This is a genomic window from Kutzneria viridogrisea DSM 43870 (genome assembly GCF_000525635.1).
In the GTDB taxonomy this organism is placed as follows: domain Bacteria; phylum Actinomycetota; class Actinomycetes; order Mycobacteriales; family Pseudonocardiaceae; genus Kutzneria; species Kutzneria viridogrisea.
Genome location: NZ_CP007155.1, coordinates 1,790,060 through 1,807,128, shown reverse-complemented (window position 1 = coordinate 1,807,128; position 17,069 = coordinate 1,790,060). Strand labels below are relative to the sequence as shown.

General features: G+C 72.5%; 14 protein-coding genes and 1 riboswitch. Of the genes, 6 read left to right on the top strand and 8 right to left on the bottom strand.

Features of this window, described 5'->3' with window-relative positions; genetic code table 11:
* Positions 1–78 precede the first annotated feature (78 nt).
* Positions 79–957: an SPFH domain-containing protein gene (locus KALB_RS08095; protein WP_025355221.1), complete on the top strand. Its 879-nt coding sequence runs from the start codon at positions 79–81 to the stop codon at positions 955–957.
* Between the two features lie 192 nt (positions 958–1,149).
* On the opposite strand, the gene KALB_RS08090 is transcribed toward KALB_RS08095, so the two are convergent.
* The 4 genes from KALB_RS08090 to KALB_RS08075 are packed head-to-tail and all read right to left on the bottom strand — an operon-like array spanning position 1,150 to position 5,193.
* Positions 1,150–2,745, bottom strand: a complete 1,596-nt coding sequence (locus KALB_RS08090; RefSeq protein WP_025355220.1) for a peptide-N4-asparagine amidase — start codon at positions 2,743–2,745, stop codon at positions 1,150–1,152.
* A gap of 10 nt (positions 2,746–2,755) precedes the next feature.
* Complete coding sequence (locus KALB_RS08085; RefSeq protein WP_025355219.1) at positions 2,756–3,823, bottom strand: LLM class F420-dependent oxidoreductase; 1,068 nt, start codon at positions 3,821–3,823, stop codon at positions 2,756–2,758.
* Positions 3,823–4,329: an SRPBCC family protein gene (locus KALB_RS08080; RefSeq protein ID WP_236650199.1), complete on the bottom strand. Its 507-nt coding sequence runs from the start codon at positions 4,327–4,329 to the stop codon at positions 3,823–3,825. Before KALB_RS08080 ends, KALB_RS08085 begins: the two co-directional genes overlap by 1 nt.
* Before the next feature lie 60 nt (positions 4,330–4,389).
* Positions 4,390–5,193 (bottom strand): TSUP family transporter, encoded by an 804-nt coding sequence (locus KALB_RS08075; RefSeq protein ID WP_025355217.1) that lies wholly within the window; start codon positions 5,191–5,193, stop codon positions 4,390–4,392.
* Between the two features lie 405 nt (positions 5,194–5,598).
* Here KALB_RS08075 and KALB_RS08070 point away from each other — a divergent pair, with 405 nt between their 5' ends.
* A complete protein-coding gene (locus KALB_RS08070) occupies positions 5,599–7,914 on the top strand; it encodes a glycoside hydrolase family 3 N-terminal domain-containing protein (RefSeq protein WP_025355216.1) in 2,316 nt (771 codons plus the stop codon).
* 115 nt (positions 7,915–8,029) lie between these two features.
* Positions 8,030–8,293 (top strand): 30S ribosomal protein S20, encoded by a 264-nt coding sequence (gene rpsT / locus KALB_RS08065; RefSeq protein ID WP_025355215.1) that lies wholly within the window; start codon positions 8,030–8,032, stop codon positions 8,291–8,293.
* Between the two features lie 63 nt (positions 8,294–8,356).
* Here the strand turns inward: rpsT and holA are convergent, their stop codons facing one another.
* The gene (holA, locus tag KALB_RS08060; RefSeq protein ID WP_025355214.1) at positions 8,357–9,337 is read right to left on the bottom strand and encodes a DNA polymerase III subunit delta; all 981 of its coding nucleotides are present in this window, start codon (positions 9,335–9,337) and stop codon (positions 8,357–8,359) included.
* Between the two features lie 103 nt (positions 9,338–9,440).
* A riboswitch (SAM riboswitch) is annotated at positions 9,441–9,546 on the top strand.
* A 10-nt stretch (positions 9,547–9,556) separates the two neighbouring features.
* Between holA and thrC the strand changes: the two genes are divergently transcribed.
* The 3 genes from thrC (at position 9,557) to KALB_RS08045 (ending at position 12,996) form a co-directional block, all read left to right on the top strand.
* A complete protein-coding gene (gene thrC / locus KALB_RS08055; protein WP_025355213.1) occupies positions 9,557–10,828 on the top strand; it encodes a threonine synthase in 1,272 nt (423 codons plus the stop codon).
* Between the two features lie 315 nt (positions 10,829–11,143).
* Positions 11,144–12,331 carry a sensor histidine kinase gene (locus tag KALB_RS08050; protein WP_030108555.1) on the top strand — a complete coding sequence of 396 codons (1,188 nt, stop codon included), beginning with the start codon at positions 11,144–11,146 and terminating at the stop codon, positions 12,329–12,331.
* The gene (locus KALB_RS08045; RefSeq protein WP_025355211.1) at positions 12,328–12,996 is read left to right on the top strand and encodes a response regulator; all 669 of its coding nucleotides are present in this window, start codon (positions 12,328–12,330) and stop codon (positions 12,994–12,996) included. The genes KALB_RS08050 and KALB_RS08045 overlap by 4 nt, the downstream gene beginning before the upstream one ends.
* A 95-nt stretch (positions 12,997–13,091) precedes the next feature.
* Here the strand turns inward: KALB_RS08045 and KALB_RS08040 are convergent, their stop codons facing one another.
* From KALB_RS08040 to KALB_RS08030, 3 genes are all read right to left on the bottom strand, one after another.
* The gene (locus KALB_RS08040; RefSeq protein WP_025355210.1) at positions 13,092–15,404 is read right to left on the bottom strand and encodes a ComEC/Rec2 family competence protein; all 2,313 of its coding nucleotides are present in this window, start codon (positions 15,402–15,404) and stop codon (positions 13,092–13,094) included.
* Complete coding sequence (locus KALB_RS49085; RefSeq protein ID WP_025355209.1) at positions 15,401–16,069, bottom strand: ComEA family DNA-binding protein; 669 nt, start codon at positions 16,067–16,069, stop codon at positions 15,401–15,403. Before KALB_RS49085 ends, KALB_RS08040 begins: the two co-directional genes overlap by 4 nt.
* Before the next feature lie 127 nt (positions 16,070–16,196).
* Complete coding sequence (locus KALB_RS08030; RefSeq protein ID WP_042220290.1) at positions 16,197–17,066, bottom strand: DegV family protein; 870 nt, start codon at positions 17,064–17,066, stop codon at positions 16,197–16,199.
* Positions 17,067–17,069: the final 3 nt, after the last annotated feature.

Here is a 17,069-nt window from a genome sequence, read left to right as displayed (position 1 = left end):
CCCCGCGTCGTGGACGCGCCGCCGCCAGTGTGATATCACATTGATAGTCGCCCACCGAGGGGCGCGTAGGAGGGGAACATGACTGGCGAGCGGATTCGCATCGAGGAGTCCCGGGCACGGCAGCTGCCCGGCGGGCCGATGCTCACACTGGGTCTGGTGCTGGTCGTCGCCGCGATCGCGGCGGCCGTCGCGCTGCCCGCGCACGTCGGCCCGGTCGTGCTGGTGGTCCTGGCCGTACTGGCACTGCTGACGCTGCGCGGGCTGCTGGTGCTCGCGCCCGGCGAGGCCAGGGTGTTGCAGTTGTTCGGCAGCTACGCGGGCACCGTGCGGGAACAGGGCATGCACTGGGTCAACCCGTTCACCACGCGGACCCGGGTGTCGCTGCGGATCCGCAACCACGAGACCGCGGTGACCAAGGTCAACGACGCCGAGGGCAACCCGATCGAGATCGCCGCCGTGGTGGTCTGGCAGGTGGAGGACTCCGCGCGGGCCATGTTCTCCGTGGACGACTTCATCCGGTTCGTCGGCATGCAGACCGAGACCGCCGTGCGGCACATCGCCACCAGCTACCCGTACGACAACCACAACGACACCGAGGGCCTGTCGCTGCGGGAGAACGCCGAGGAGATCACCGGCAGGCTGTCCGCGGAGATCGCCGAGCGGGTCAGCGCCGCGGGCGTCACCGTGATCGAGTCCCGGCTCACCCACCTGGCCTACGCCGCCGAGATCGCCGGGGCCATGCTGCAACGCCAGCAGGCCGGGGCCGTGGTGGCCGCCCGCCAGCGCATCGTCGAGGGCGCGGTGGGCATGGTGGAGCTGGCGCTGGCCAGGCTCGCCGAGCGCGACGTGGTGGAGCTGGACGAGGAGCGCAAGGCGGCCATGGTGAGCAACCTGCTCGTCGTGCTCTGCGGGGACCGCGCCACCCAGCCCGTGGTCAACGCGGGCTCGCTGTACTGAGCCGCCACGAAGGTGTCCTTGACAGGGCTCGACCTGGTCGAGGACACCTTCGCGGCAGGACCCAGCGGCCAGCTGTGCACAGGCCGCGGGTTGTCCACACGTGGATCTTGAGCAGGATCAACGGGGTGGGGCGGGGGGTAGACTGGAATCGGGGTCGCCCCCCAGGGAGTGGCGGGGGATGGACTGGGTGGGTCAGACCACGTACCCGTGCTCGGTGTTGATCCGCTTCGAGTACCAGCGGCCCACGTCGTCCAGGCCGGTCCACTGCTCGTGCGAACGGCCGTCGGCGTAGGTGAGCACCCCGTTGGTGCGGCCGAATCCGCCGCTGGTGTCGATCGTGTCCTCGCTCAGCGCGGGCCTGCCGCCACCGACCGTCCACAGTCGACGTCCCATGTGGACGGAAGCGTCGATGCGGTAGTTGTTGTCGTCCACGATCTTCTGGGTGACATCGGCGCGCAGCGAGAAGTCGAACCCGTCCACCTTGCCCATTGAGCCGTAACTGCCCACCACGTGCTGGTCGGTGTTCTGCTTGCTCGCGGAGTCGGCGAGCTTCGTGGTGTTGTCGAAGGTCCACTGGCCAGAGGCCCGCACCGGCACGAGGCCACGCGAGGTGTGCAGCAGCGCACTGGTGTGCCAGGAACGCGCGACGTGCGTGGCGATGCTGGTGTCGAGCCCGGTGCCGGTGGTGCCGACCCGCACCTCGGCCTCGGGCAGCTCGGTGCTGGGGGCCGTGCCGGTGACGCGCCGCACGCCGGGGTCGGTGGTGGCGAACAGGTTGCCGCCGAGGGTCCAGCTGTCCACGATCCCGTGCGGCGGAACAAGTTCCACGGTGTGCGGGCGACCGTCGGTGAGCGTGCCGAGGAACGGGCTCAGGTCGATCGTGTAAGGCAGCGTGACGATCGCGTCGATGGCGGAGATGGGCCGCCACAGCATGGGCGCGACCCCGCCGGTGTAGATCACGGAGTAGGGCGCGACCACACCCGCGGGCCGCCCGTCGACCCTGACCCCGACCTCGCGGTAGGTGCCGCCGCCGCACAGCCCGGCCTGCGGGTACGCCTTGGCCAGTTCGGTGGGCACGTTGGACCACCAGAACTCCTCGCAGCCGCCGCCCCGCGCGTACACCTGGGCGGTCAGCTTCGCGGTGTTGGCGGGCACGGTGACCTGCGCGGTGTAGTTCTTTCCGTCCGGCAGCGCCTGCCAGCCGGGCTGCCCGGCGTCGGCGGCCAGCGGCAGCACGGTGTCGGCCTGCTCGGGCGCGGGGTGCGCGCGGTCGGCCTGGTAGTAGGTGACCGTCACCTCGACGTCGTAGGGCCCGGTGTAGGTCTGGTTGACCACGTTGCCCAGGTCCATCACGAAGGGCTGCGCCCGGTGCAGCAGCGGGCTGAACTCGGTGATGTCCCGGTCGAAGTGCCAGGTGATGCCGGACGGGTCGGGCTCGGGCGTGGAGGTCCGCAGCACCTCGGCCCCGCCGATCCACAGCCCGGCCAGCCGGTCGTACTGGCGGCCCTTGCTGCTGGCGGTCCAGCTCAGCACGACCTTCGTCCAGGGACCGGCGCACTGCGCGGGCGGGGCGAGCGTGCCGACGTAGGGCTGTCCGTAGGAGTTGGCGAAGGTGTGCTTCATGGCCGTCACGGTGCAGGACGGGGTCGGCGGGCGGCTGACCGGAGGCAGCGCCTGGACCGGGTCCTGGTAGTCGGTGACGACCCGGTCGGCCGGGGCGGCCGCGGCCTGCGGGGCGGTGGTCACGACCGCGGCGGCGGCGACAAGAGCAGCGAGGATTCTGCGCACCCAGCGGACGCTAGCCGCTGGACCCGCCCGCGCTGGACCCTCCGGTCGGCGGGTCTTGCAGCAGTTCGATCGCCCTGGCCAGGGTCGACAGCCGCTGGTCGAGCGTGTCCCCGGCCGGGTACAGCCGCACGGTGTCCACCCCGGCGGCCCGCCACACCGCCAGCCGCTCGCGCACCATCTGCTCGGTGCCGATCAGCGTGGTCGCCAGCACCATCTCGTCGGGCACCAGCGCGGTGGCCTCCTCCCTGCGACCCGCCACCCACAGTCGCTGCACCTGCTCGGCCACCTCGGCGAAGCCCTGCCGCGCGTAGGCGCTGTTGTAGAAGTTGGTCGTGGCCGAACCCATGCCGCCGAGGCTGAACGCGAGCTTCTGCTTGCGCGGCAACAGCATCTGCTCCACGTTGTCGCCGAACGCCACCTCGGCGCCCTGGCTGATGTCCAGGTCGGCCAGGGTCCGCCCGGCCCGCGCGGCCCCGGCCGACAACGCGTCCAGGTAGGTGTCGGCGGCCTCCGGCACGAAGCTGGTCCCCAGCCAGCCGTCGGCGATCTCCCCGGTCAGCTCCAGCATCTTCGGCGACAGCGCGGCCAGGTAGACCGGGATGCGCGGGTTGGCGGGCTGCGCCAGCCGCATCGGCTTGCCCTCACCACCGGGCAGCGGCAGCTGGAAGTGCTTGCCCTGGAAGGCCGCCTTCTCGCCGGCGGCCAGCGCGCGCACGATCCGCACCGTCTCGCGCATCCGGCCCAGCGGGTGCGCGAACGGCACCCCGTGCAGCCCCTCGATGACCTGCGGCCCCGACGCGCCGAGCCCCAGCAGGAACCGGTCCCCGGACATGCGCGCCAGGGTCAGCGCGCTCATCGCGACCATCGCCGGGGTCCTGGTGCCCAGTTGCAGCACGGCCGAGCCGAGCAGGATGCGCTCGGTGCGGGCCGCGAGATAGCCCAGCGGGCCCACCGCGTCGCAGCCCCACGCCTCGGCCACCCAGCAGACCTCGACCCCCAGCCGCTCGGCCTCCAGCACGTAGTCGACCAGTTCCGGCCACGGCCCGGCCTCCGCCGAGAGCTGCACCGAGACGCGCATCAGCCGCGTTCCTCGGCCAGTGCCTTGATGCCCTCGATGGTGCTGGCCATGTTCCTGTTCAGCTCGGCCAGCCGTCGCCGGATGATCCGGTCCTCCTTCTCCGGCATGGACCTGATCGCGGGCGTCAGCCCGGACGGCCCAGGCCCCAGCCGCACGCTCTGCCGCAGCACCGTGCCGCCCTCCCCCGCGCTGAGCTCGAACCGCCACTGCGCGGACGGGTTGGCCGGGTCGCCGACCACCCAGGCGAACAGCCGCTCGCGCTGGAAGTCCACGATGGTCGACACCGTCTCCCAGCGGCCGATGGCCTCGTGCTCGTTGCGCCCGGTGAACCGGCAGCCCGCGGCGGGCTCGGCGGCACCGTCCAGCCAGTCCCCGCCCTGAAACTCCGTGCTGAACCGGGCGGGCAGGTTGATGTCGCAGACCAGCGGCCACACCGCGGCGGGCTCGGCCGCCACCAGGATCTCGGCCTCGGTGCTCGGTCCCTGCTCGTACTTCAGCTCCGTCACGCCGCTGAGCGTATCGGTTGCACTATGAGACTGACTAGTCCCAGCGGGGACGCCGATCCCTCAGCTCAGCGCGATCTTCCAGCCGAGGGTGATCAGCAGGGTCACGACCACCGTCAGGAAGACCCGGCGGATGAACGCCGAGCCCCGGCTCACCGCGATGCGCGCACCCAGCAGGCTGCCCGTGACGTTGCAGACGGCCATCACCAGGCCGAGGCCCCACAAGACCTTGCCGCTCAGAGCGAACAGGAGCAGCGCCCCGATGTTCGTCGCACTGTTCACGACCTTGGCCGTGGCCGAGGCGCGCAGGAACGCGTAGCCCACCAGCCCCACCAGCGCGAAGACCAGGAACGAGCCCGTTCCCGGCCCCGCGAGCCCGTCCCAGAAACCGATCAGGCCGCCCACCGCGCACATGATCGCCGTGCGCCGCCGCACGCTGTGCCGCCACAGGTCCCGCACGCCGAAGTCCGGCTTGCGCCAGGTGTAGATCCCCACGCCCACCAGTGCGACCCACACGATGATGTTGAGCACCGTCGCCGGCAGCACGGAGGCGAATGCCGCTCCCGCAAGGGATCCGAGCAGAGCCATGACCGCCATCGGCACGGCCGAGCGCCACTCGATCTCGGTGCGGCGCGCGTACGCGGGCACCGCCGAGGCCGTACCGAAGAAGGAGGCCACCTTGCTGGTCGCCAGGGAGTAGATCGGCAGGCCACCCGGGGCCACCAGCAGCAGCGCGGGCAACTGGATCAGCCCGCCGCCGCCCACCACGGCGTCCACCGCCCCCGCCAGGAACGCCGCCGCGCACAGCAGCAGCAACGCCCCCACCGAGACCTGCCCGAACCCCGCCCACTCCACCCCTGTCCCCACGCCCCGACCCTAAGCGCCTCACACCCCTCTTCCCCCTGTGTCTCCCGCCACCCCCGTTCCCATCCATGAACCCGCCCACCCCGTGCCCGCGTCTTCGCGCCAGTCCCCGGTAAGCGCCCCGCTCCCCCTGCGCCTCCTGCCCCCGTTCCCATCCACGAACCCGCCCCACCCTTCGCCCCCAGGCCCGCGTCTTCGCGCCGGTCTCTGGACCGCGGGCCCACGATGATCACATCTGTCCAGTGATCATCGTGGGACAAGGGAAGAGACCGGACCTCAGCGAAGACGCCGCGATCCGGAGGATCGCCAAGAGCGCAGCGGGCACAGCGGGCACATCCCATGAGAGCGCTCTCAAATTCCGCCGTTCGGCCCTGTTGGTGAGCCACCTCACAAGGCTTAGGTGTCCACATGACACGGTTCCGACCCCGGCTGCGGGCCGCACTGGCCATGACGGCGGTGGCAGCTCTCTCGCTGACCCTGGCCCAGGCGAGCGGCCAGGCCGACCCGAGCGGGCCCGCGGGCTCCGACGACCGCGGCAAGCCGCTCTACCTCAACGCCTCGGTGCCGACCAACCTCCGGGTCCGCGACCTGCTCGGCCGCATGACCCTGGAGGAGAAGGTCGGCCAGATGGTGCAGATCCGCGTGGGCAAGCTGCGCGGGGACTGCGACTACGCCAACGGCCCGCTGAACAACGACTGCATGAAGGCCGTGCTGACCGACGCGCACGTCGGGTCCATCCTGTCCGGCGGTGGGGACTACCCGGTGCAGAACACCCCGCAGGCCTGGGCGGAGATGACCAACGGCATCCAGCGCTACGCCCTGGAGCACAACCGGCTCAGGATCCCGGTGATCTACGGGGCCGACGGGGTGCACGGGCACAACAACCTGGTCACCGCGACGATGTTCCCGCAGCAGATCGGGATCGGCGCGACCTGGGACACGGCGCTGGCCAAGAAGCTGGGCGAGTCCACCTCGAAGGCGATGCGGGCCACCGGCGTGTTCTGGGACTTCGCCCCGGTCTCCGACATCGCCAGGGACACCCGCTGGGGCCGCTACTACGAGACGCTCAGCGAGGACCCGCAGTTGGCGGGCACCCTGGCCGGGTCGATCGTGCAGGGCATGCAGTCCTACGACGGCAAGGGCGACACGGCCCGGCTCGCCGCCACGGTCAAGCACTTCGCCGGGTACTCGATGCCGCTCAACGGGCACGACCGCTCGCCATCGCAGATCCCCCTGCGTGAGTTGCAGGACGTGTTCCTGCCCGCGTACCAGGGCCAGATCGACGCCGGGGTGCTCACCGCGATGGCCGATTCCGGTGCCATCAACGGGGTCCCGGTGCACGCCTCGAAGTTCATGCTGACCACCGAACTGCGCCAGCGCATGGGCTTCACCGGGGTGACCGTCAGCGACTGGCAGGACATGCAGTACCTGGTGGACCGCTACCACGTGGCCGCCGACTACCCGACGGCCATCGCCATGAGCGTGAACGCGGGCGTGGACATGTCCATGGAGCCTTCCAACGCCGCCGTGTTCACCAAGGCACTGGTCGATGACGTCCACAAGGGACTGGTCAGCGGGCAGCGCATCGACGAGGCCGTGTCGCGCGTCCTCAAGCTGAAGTTCGACCTCGGCCTGTTCGAGAAGCCCTATGTGGACGCGAACAAGGCCGACGCCGCGGTGAACGGCGCGGACCGGGACCTGGCCAGGCAGGCCGCCACCGAGTCGGCCGTGCTGCTGCGCAACGACAACAAGACGCTGCCGCTGTCCACCGGGGTGCACAAGCTGGTGCTGGCCGGGGACGCCGCGGACAACCCCTCCGAGCAGTTCGGCGGCTGGACGGTGAACTGGCAGGGCATCGACCCGAAGGGTCCCGTGCCGCCGATCACCACCCTGTTGCAGGGCGTCAAGGAGGCCGTGCCCTCGGCGACCGTCACCGCGGCGGCCGACCAGGCGGGCATGGTGGCGCAGGCGGCCGACGCCGACGCGGTGATCGTCGCCCTGGGCGAGAAGGCAGGCGCGGAGGGCAACAACGACAACGAGAACCCGGTGCTGACCGCCGCGCAGCAGTCCCTGGTGGACGCCGCGCGGGCGACCGGCAAGCCGGTGGTCGTGGTGCTGATGACCGGCCGCCCGCTGGTGCTCGGCTCCGTGGCGGACGCGCCGACCCTGTTGCAGGGCTGGCTGCCCGGCACCGAGGGCGGGCACGCGCTGGCCGACATCCTGTTCGGCAGGGCGAACCCCTCCGGCAAGCTGCCGGTGTCCTGGCCCAAGACGGTCGGCGACCAGCCCATGTCCTACGACCAGTTGCCGGGCGCCAACGGCGGGGACAGCTCCAAGTACGACCCGCAGTTCCCCTTCGGCGCGGGCCTGTCCTACACCACCTTCACCACCTCGGCGCCGACGGTGACCAAGCAGATCCGCGCGGACGGCAAGATCACCGTGCAGGTCACCGTGGCCAACACCGGTGGCACCGCCGGGTCCGCCGTGGTGCCGGTGTACGTGCACCAGCCGGTGAGCCCGGTGCTGGTGCCCGACCAGCGGCTGGCCGGGTTCGCCAGGGTGGACCTGAAGCCCGGCGAGCAGCGCACCGTCAGCGTGACCTTCCCGGCCAGCCAGCTCGCGCTGACCACCGGGGACGTCAACGGGGACGGCAAGCGCGAGGTGGCCAGGGGCGGCTACGAGGTCGTGGTGGGCGGTCAACGGGCACCGTTCACCATCGGTTAGACTCGTCCGTCGTGTCGTGCGGCTTTCCGTCGTGGAGGAAATCTCACGCGGTCACCCCGCGTGAACGCCAACAGAGCGCGACACCCCGGACAGCAGTGAACTGAGAGGTACGCGCATGGCCAACATCAAGTCGCAGCAGAAGCGGATCAAGACCAACGAGGCCGCCCGCCTGCGCAACAAGGCCGTCAAGTCCAGCGTCAAGACCGCGATCCGCAAGGTTCGCGAGGCCATCGCGGCCGGTGACAAGGACAAGGCCGTCGAGCTGGTCCGTGCCGCCTCGCGCAGCCTGGACAAGGCGGCCAGCAAGGGCGTCATCCACGCCAACCAGGCCGCCAACAAGAAGTCGGCCCTGACCAAGCAGGTCAACGGCCTGGCCTGAGCCAGCAGCGCGAAGGGCCCCGCACCTGGTGTGCGGGGCCCTTCGTCGTTCTCGCCGTTCTCGTTACGGCAGCTCGTGCGCCCGCACGATGCGCAGCACGGCCCGCTCCAGCGCGTACTCCGGATCGGCGGCCATGCCCTTGACCTCGGCGTTGAGCCCGGCCACCACCTGCATGGCCTCGGCCAGCCCGGCCGGGGTCCAGCCCCTGGCCTGCCCCTGCGCCCGCTTGACCTTCCACGGCGGCATGCCCAGGTCACCGGCCATGCGGAACGGGTCGCCCCGCCCCGCCGAGGCCACCTTCGCCACCGTGCGCACGCCCTCGGCCAGCGCGTCGGCCACCAGCACGTGGGCCACCCCCAGCTGCATCGCCCAGCGCAGGGCCTCCAGCGCGCCGGGCAGGTCGCCGACCACGGTCTTGTCGGCCACCGCGAAGCCGGTCACCTCGGCCTTGCCCTGGTGGTAGCGCCGCACCTCGGCCTCGGTGATCCTGCCGTCGGTGTCGGCCACCAGCTGCGCGGCGGCGGCGGCCAGTTCACGCAGGTCCGAGCCCACCGCCTCGACCAGCGCCGCCAGCGCGGCCGGTTCGATCTTGCCGCCGGCCCGGCGCACCTCCTCGCGCACGAACGCGTCCCGGTCACCGGGCTTGGTGATCTTGGCGCACTCCACTACGGCGGCACCGGCCTTGCGCAGGGCGGCGGGCAGCTCCTTGGCCACCTTGCTGCGGCCACCGCCGGTGTGCTGCACCACGAGCACGATGCCGTCCGCGGGCTGCTTGGCGTAGGCGACCACCGCCTCGGCGATCTCCTTGCCCGCCTCCTGCGCGGCCTCCAGCACCACCACCCTGCCCTCGGCGAACAGCGAGGGGCTGAGCAGTTCGGCCAGCTCGGGCGGGGTGAGTTCGGTCACCCGCACCCGGCTCAGATCGGCCTGCGGATCGGCGGCGCGCGCGGTGTCCAGCGCGGCGCGCACGGCCCGCTCGACCAGCAACTCCTCCTCGCCCAGCACGAGTTGCAGCGGATCGGGCGTGACGGCGGGGGCACTCACGCGCCCATCCTGCCACGGTCCTCCCGCATCCTGGACTCGACTGGTCACCGGCCGATCCGGTGCCGTACCGTGACCTGCGAACTGCGGAAGTACAACTGAACACCGCTCATCCAGAGGGGCAGAGGGAACGGCCCGACGAAGCCCCGGCAACCGGCGTCACTCGTGACGTACCGGTGCCAATTCCGACCCACCCGTGGGAAAGATGAGGAGATTTCTCCCATGACGACGACTGTCGACGCCCGCTCCGCCTCGGGCACGTCCACCCTGGACCTCGGCCCCGCCCGCGCGCTGTCCTGCCGGGAGTGCGGCCACCAGATCCCGCTCGCCGCCGAATTCGCCTGTTCGGAGTGTTTCGGCCCGCTCGAGGTCGCCTACGACTTCGGGCGGATCCGCCGCGAGGACATCGAGGCCGGGCCCAAGTCGATCTGGCGCTACCGCGGCCTGCTGCCGGTGCCCACCGACGTGCAGAGCCACCCCAACACCGAGCCGGGCCTGACCAGGCTGGTGCGCGCCGAGCGGCTCGGTGCCGCGCTGGGCCTGCGCAACCTGTGGGTCAAGGACGACACCGGCAACCCCACGCACTCGTTCAAGGACCGCGTGGTCGCCGTCGCGCTGGCCGCGGCCCGCAAGCTGGGCTTCACCGTGCTGGCCTGCCCCTCCACCGGCAACCTGGCCAACGCCGTCGCCGCCGCGGCGGCCCGCGCGGGCTGGGAGTCGGTCGTGCTGATCCCCTCCTCGCTGGAGCGGGCGAAGATCCTCACGACCGCCGTGTACGACGGGGCGCTGATCGCCGTCGAGGGCAACTACGACGACGTGAACCGGCTGGCCACCCAGCTGGCCGCCGAGCACGAGGACTGGGCGTTCGTCAACGTCAACGTGCGGCCGTACTACGCCGAGGGCTCCAAGACCCTGGCCTACGAGGTCGCCGAGCAGCTGGGCTGGCGACTGCCCGGCCAGATCGTGGTGCCGGTGGCCTCCGGCTCGCAGTTGACCAAGGTGGACAAGGGTTTCCGCGAACTGGGCGAGCTGGGTCTGGTGGAGGCCAGCCCCTACAAGGTGTTCGGCGCGCAGGCGACCGGCTGCTCCCCGGTGTCCTCGGCGTACAAGGCGGGCACCGACGTGGTGACCCCGGTCCGCCCCGACACCATCGCGCGCTCGCTGGCGATCGGTGCGCCCGCCGACGGCCCCTACGTGCTGGACACCGTGCGCCGCACCGGTGGCGCCGTGGAGGACGTCACCGACGAAGAGGTGGTCGCGGGCATCCGGCTGCTGGCCAGGACCGAGGGCATCTTCGCCGAGACCGCGGGCGGGGTCACCGTGGCCACCGCCAAGAAGCTGGCCGAGAGCGGCAAGCTGGACCCCGACGCGGAGACCGTGCTGCTGATCACCGGCGACGGTCTGAAGACCCTGGACGCCGTGGCCGACCAGGTGGGGCCGCGCGCCACCGTGCCGCCCTCGGCCGAGGCCGTGATCGAGGCGCTCGGCCGCTGAGCCGGGTGCCCGCCGTGGACCGGGACGAGGCGTGCCACGGTCCACGGCGGGTCATCCACGCGTCCGGCTGGGGAGCGGGACGCCTGGAAGCGTCGAGGACCGTCCCCCCTCAGACACGACCCTCGGCTTGTCGGGAACAGTCCCCCCTGGTTCGGTTCCCGGCCACCACAGAAACTAGTGAGTCGGGGCCCGCCGGTCGTCCGACCCGGGATTGACCTTCCACCAGGCGTGTACCGCGGCTGCGGTATGCCGAAGTGCGGCGCGGACTGGATGCGGGACCGCTCCCCCTGGCGCTACCGTTCGCTGGTGAGGCCGATGCTGCTCCTGGCGCGATGGGTGCACGCGATCAACCCGGTCGTGCAGGACGTAGTTCTCGCCCTTGTCCTGCTCGCGATCACCATCGGCTACGCCTACAACAGCCACAACCCCGGCTTCGTTGGCTTCGACCCGCTCGCGATCGTGCTGACGTCGCTGACCATCCTTCCCGTCGCCGTGCGCAGGCTGGCCCCGGTGAGCAGCATGGCCGTGGTCGGGCTGGCCATGCTCGCCTGCTCCTTCAGCGGCTACATCGACGCGCTCGTCGACGTCGGCCTGCTGCTCACGATGTACACCGTGGCCGCCCAGTGCGCGCCCCGGCGGGCCAAGATCTGCGCGGCTTCCTCCTTCCTCGTGCTGATCCTGGTCGCCTCACAGGTGACCAGCTTCCACGTGCTCGCCGACGTGCTGATCGCCGCCGTGCTCACCACCGCCGCCTACGCGTTCGGCTGGGGCAGGCGCAAGCTCACCGAGCGCAACGAGCAGCTGGCCCTGCTCACCGAGCAACTGCGCCACGAGCACGAGGACCGCGCTGCGCGCGCCGTCACCGAGGAGCGGGTGCGCATCGCCCGCGAACTGCACGACGTGGTGGCACACCACATGTCGGTGGTCAGCGTGCAGGCCGGGCTGGCCCGCTACGTGTTCGAGTCCGACCCGGTCACCGCACGCGCCGCCCTGGGCACCATCGCCGACACCAGCAGTGAGGCGCTCACCGAGATGCGGCGACTGCTCAACGTGCTGAGGGTCGGCGCGGACGAGGGCGGTGACTACGCACCCGCGCCGGGGCTGGGCAGGCTCACCGAACTCGCCGAGCGGGTCCGCGCCGCAGGCGTGCCCGTGGAGGTGCGCACCTTCGGTGCAGCGCGCCCGCTGCCACCCGGCCTGGACCAGTGCGCCTACCGCGTGGTGCAGGAGTCGCTGACCAACGTGCTCAAGCACGCGCGGCCCGCCAGGGCCTCGGTGGACCTGGACTACGGTCGCACCGAGTTCACCCTGCGGGTGCGGGACGACGGAGCAGTGCGGGCCCCCGACGCGGCCGGGGAACAGCGCGGACAGGGCATCGCCGGGATGCTGGAACGCGCCAAGCTCTACGGTGGCAAGCTGAGCGCGGGCGCCGCGCCCGGCGGCGGCTTCGTGGTGACGTTGACCCTGCCGCTGGCCATGACCTGTGAGGGGGAGGCCGGATGATCGGCGTGCTGGTCGTGGACGACCAGGACCTGGTGCGCGCCGGGTTCGCCGCCCTGATCCGGGCCGCGCCCGGGCTGGACGTGGTCGGCGAGGCCACCGACGGGGCCGACGCCGTGCGCAAGGCCGCGGCCACCCGGCCCGAGGTGGTGCTGATGGACATCCGCATGCCGCACATGAACGGGGTGGAGGCCACCGAGCGCATCCTCGCCGCCGCCGGGGACAACCCACCCAGGGTGCTCATCCTCACCACCTTCGACCTCGACGAGTACGTCTACTCCGCGCTGCGGGCGGGCGCCGCGGGCTTCCTGCTCAAGGACACCCAGCCGGAGCGGCTGCTCGCGGCGATCACCACCATCGCCGCCGGGGACATGCTGTTCGCGCCCAGCGTCACCCGCAGGCTGATCGAGGCCTACGCCAAGCGCCCGCTCGCCTCGGGACCGCCTCCCGAACTGGAGTCGCTCACCGGCCGCGAGGTGGAGGTGCTACGACTGGTCGGCCGCAGCATGTCCAACTCCGAGATCGCCGACCACCTGGTGATCAGCGAGGCCACCGTCAAGACGCACCTCAACCGCGCCATGGCCAAGCTGAGCCTGTCCAGCCGCGCCCAGGTCGTGGCCCTGGCCTACGAGACCGGCCTCGTGGTGCCCCGCGTGGCACGGCACTAGTTCGTCGGACCGCACTCGCTGCGGGATCGGGCAACCGAGCTCATCCAGTGAGCGGGACTCGCGCGCCCCAGAGCGGGACTCGCCGGGGTGAGGGGTCAGTGGGGTGGGGCGCGGGGTTCGCCGCGGCGGGCCAGGTGGGGGTGGTCGCTGCCGGGCAGGACGGCCAGGTCGCCGTCCTGGTCGGTACGCAGCACGGTGGTGCCGCCGCGGGTGAGCGCGTCGAGCACGAGCGGGCTGGGGTGGCCGAAGGTGTTGCCCGCTCCGACGCTGACCACGGCAACTGAGGGGTGCACACGTTCCAGGAACCGGGGCAGGGAGTAGCGCGAACCGTGGTGCGGCACCTTGAGCACCTCGGCGCTCAGGTCCTGGCCGGAGGCGAGCAGGGCGGCCTGGCCGGAGAGCTCGACGTCGCCGCTGAGCAGCACCCGCCCGGCCGGGGTGCTGGCCCGCACGACGACCGAGGCGTCGTTGATCGGCGTGCCCGCCGGGTCGCGACCCAGTGTGCTGGGCACCTCGCGTGGCGCGAGCACCTCCATGGTCAGTCCGGGCCACTCCCAGCGCTGGCCCAGCGCGAGGTCCACGATCGGCACCCCGGCCGACGCGGCGTCCCGGTTCACCTGCTGCCACGCCCAGCCGGGTTCGTGCAGCGGGCCGACCCCCACGGCGCCGACCTGGTAGTCGGCCAGCACCGAGGCGAGGCCGCCGATGTGGTCGGCGTGCAGGTGGCTGATCAACACCAGTGGCAGGCGGTGCACGCCGAGCCTGCGCAGGCAGCCGATCACGGCGCTGAGGTCCGGCCCGGTGTCGACCAGCACCGCCCGCGACGGGTCGCCGGTGGCCACGACCAGGGCATCGCCCTGCCCCACGTCGCAGGCCACCGCGGACCAGCCCGTGGGCGGCCAGCCCGCGCCGGTCAACCTGGTGGGCAGCAGCACGACTCCGGCGCCGACCAGCACCGCGGCGGCCAGTGCCCGCGCACGGGGTGAGCGGACCACCAGCACCGCCGCACCGATGGCGGCGACCAGTACGAGGCCGCCGACCCAGCCACCGGGCCAGCGCAGGGTGGCCAGCGGCGTGGCCGCGGCGTGCCGTCCGACCAGGACGAGCCAGCTCGCCTCGGGACCGGCGGCGTGCACGAGCAACTCCGCGGCGCCGTGGTGCACCGGCATCGCCAGGGTGGCCAGCACACTGAGCACCGTGGCCGGTGCCACCACGGGTTCGGCGACCAGGTTGGCGAGGACCGCCACCAGGCTGACCTCCCCGCTGAGCCCGGCGATGACCGGGGCGGTGACCAGGTGCGCGGCCAGCGGCGCGACCAGCACCTCGGCCAGACCGGGCGGCACCCCCTTGGCCCGCAGGCGGTCCGCCCACCTCGGTGCGATCAGCACCAGCCCGCCGGTGGCCAGCGCGGACAGGGCGAAACCCGCGTTGAGGGCCAGCCCGGGGTCCAGCGGCACCAGCACGACCACCGTCCAGGCCAGTGCGGGCAGCGCGGACCGGGGCCGCCCCAGCACCAGGCCGAGCAGCCCGATGCCGCCCATCACGGCGGCCCGCAGCACGCTGGGTTGCGGCCCGGCGAGCACCACGAACCCGGCCATGGCCAGTCCGGCGCCGAGCCCGCACACCACGGGGCCGAGCCCGAGCAGCCGCAGGCCGAACAGCACGGCCCCGGCCACGATCGCGAGGTTGGCCCCGCTGACGGCGAGCAGGTGGGTCATGCCGGAGGTGGCGAACTCCTCAGCGACCCGTGGGGACAGTCCACTGGTGTCGCCGACGACCAGTCCCGGCAGGAGCCCGGCGGGTTCGGCGGGCAGCACGGTGGCGGCCTGGCGCAGACCGGCGCGCAGCCACCCCGCTGCCTGCTGCCAGATCGGGGCGGGGGTCGGGTCCGCGGGGTCGCCGCGGGCCTGCACCACGGCGACGGTGAGTTCGTGCGGCTTGGCCGGGGCGAGCCGCCCCGAGACCGTGACGAGCTGGCCGGGCAGCAGCTCGCCCCAGTGCCGCACCGGGGCGAGCACGAGCAGGTCCGCTCCGGCACCGCGCACCGGGAGGGCAACCCGGTCGGCGCCGCCCTGTCGGCCGCCGAAACCCGCTGTGCGCAAGGGATGTGGGCGGTCGGCGACCTCCACGCGCAGAGTGCGGACCGCGCCGTGCTCGGCCTCGGCCCGCAGCGGGTGCGACTCGCTGTCGCGCAGGACCAGGGTGATCCAGCAGGCGGCGAGCGCGCCGACCAGTACGAGCAGCACGGCGGCCGGGCGCCAGCGCAGGGACCGGATCGCCGCGAGGACGCCACCGGCCACGGCACAGCCGCCGATCAGCGCGGCACAGGGCCAGCCGAACAGGAGTCCGGCAGCGGCCATGGCCCACACCGCCAGGGCGGCCGGGATCACGGGGGTCTGGCGGATCATGCGTGCACCAGGTCCTTCAGACCGGCGAACTTCGCGTCGCCGATGCCACTGATCTCCCGCAACTGCTCGATCCGCTGGAAGCGGCCGTGCTTGGACCGCCACTGGACGATGCGCTGGGCGGTGGCGGGTCCCACGCCGGGCAACTGCACCAGCTGCGCCTCGGTCGCGGTGTTGATGTCGATCTTGGTGGGGGCCTGCGCAGCGGGATCGGCCGCGGGCAGACCGACCGGGAGTTGTTCTCCGTCACCGAGTTTGCGGGCGAGGTTGAGCGTGCCCAGGTCCGCATCGGGCAGTGGGCCACCGGCCGCGCGCAGGGCGTCGGCCACCCGCGCGCCCTCGGGCAGGGTGACCAGGCCGGGGCGGGCCACCTTGCCGACCACGCTGACCACCATGCTGGCGGAGGGTGCCGCGGCGGCGGGCACCGCGGGCGCCGGAGGTCGTTCCGGGGCGGGTCTGGGCCACCACAGGACGGCGGCCGTGAGCAGGGCGGCGAGCACCGCGATCGCGATCAGCGCGTGCGTGCGCCGCCCTGCCCGTGCTCCACCGGGCAGCCACCGCTCGATCAGGCCACCGCTCGGTGGCGGCGGCAGCTGCACACCTGCCAGCTCGGCCAGGCGTTGCCGTACCTGGTCGGTCTCATCGGGGGAACGCAGTCGGGAGAGCACGGGACCGACGCTAGGACCGCGGACCGCCCGGGCACCCCGCCCGAAGATCGGGATGTGGACAACTCGGCGGCTGTGGACAACTGGCCGCCAGGAGGGCCGGTCCGAACGGGACTGTCGGACCCCGGTGTCAGACTGGCAGGTCGGCCACTGGCAGCCCGCCGGGCAGCACCACCACACCCAGTACCCCGGGCCCGGTGTGCGCCCCGATCACGGGGCCGACCTCGGAGATCAGGCAGCCGGGTGAGGTGGGCAGCCGGGACTCCAGCTTGGCGGCCAGCTCGGCGGCGCGCTCCGGGGCGGCCAGGTGGTGCACGGCCAGGCCGACCGGGCCGCGCCCCGCCGCGTCGGCGGCCAGCTCGACCAGCCGGGCGATGGCGCGGCTGGTGGTGCGGACCTTCTCCAGCGGCACGATCCGGCCGTCCGCCACGTGCAGCAGCGGCTTGACCGACAGGGCCGTGCCGACCAGCGCGGCGGCGGTGCCGATCCGCCCGCCGCGCCGCAGGTGCTCCAGGGTCTCCACGCAGAAGTAGGTGCGGGCGCGGGCGGCGACCCGGGTCGCGGCGGCCTCCACCTCGGCGGGCGAGGCGCCCTGTGCCGCGGCGTCCGCGGCGGCCAGCACGGCGAAGCCCAGGCCCATGGCGGTGGACCGCGAGTCCACGATGCGCACCTTGTCCGGGCCGACCTCCTCGGCGGCCTGCCAGGCGGCCTGCCAGGTGCCGGACAGCTCGCCGGACAGGTGCACGGCGACCACCGAGTCGGCGCCCTCGTCCAGTGCCCTGCGGTACTCGGCGGCCAGCTCGGCGGGGTTGGCGCGGGAGGTGGTCACCGCGCGGCGGTCGCCCAGGGCGGTGGCCAGCTCGACCGGGCCGAAGTCCACCCCGTCCAACCGGCCCGCGCCGTCCACCAGCACGTGCAGCGGGATCACCCGCACCGAGCACCGCTTGGCGAAGCCCTCGGGCAGGTAGGCGGTGGAGTCGGTGACGACGGCGACGGACACGAG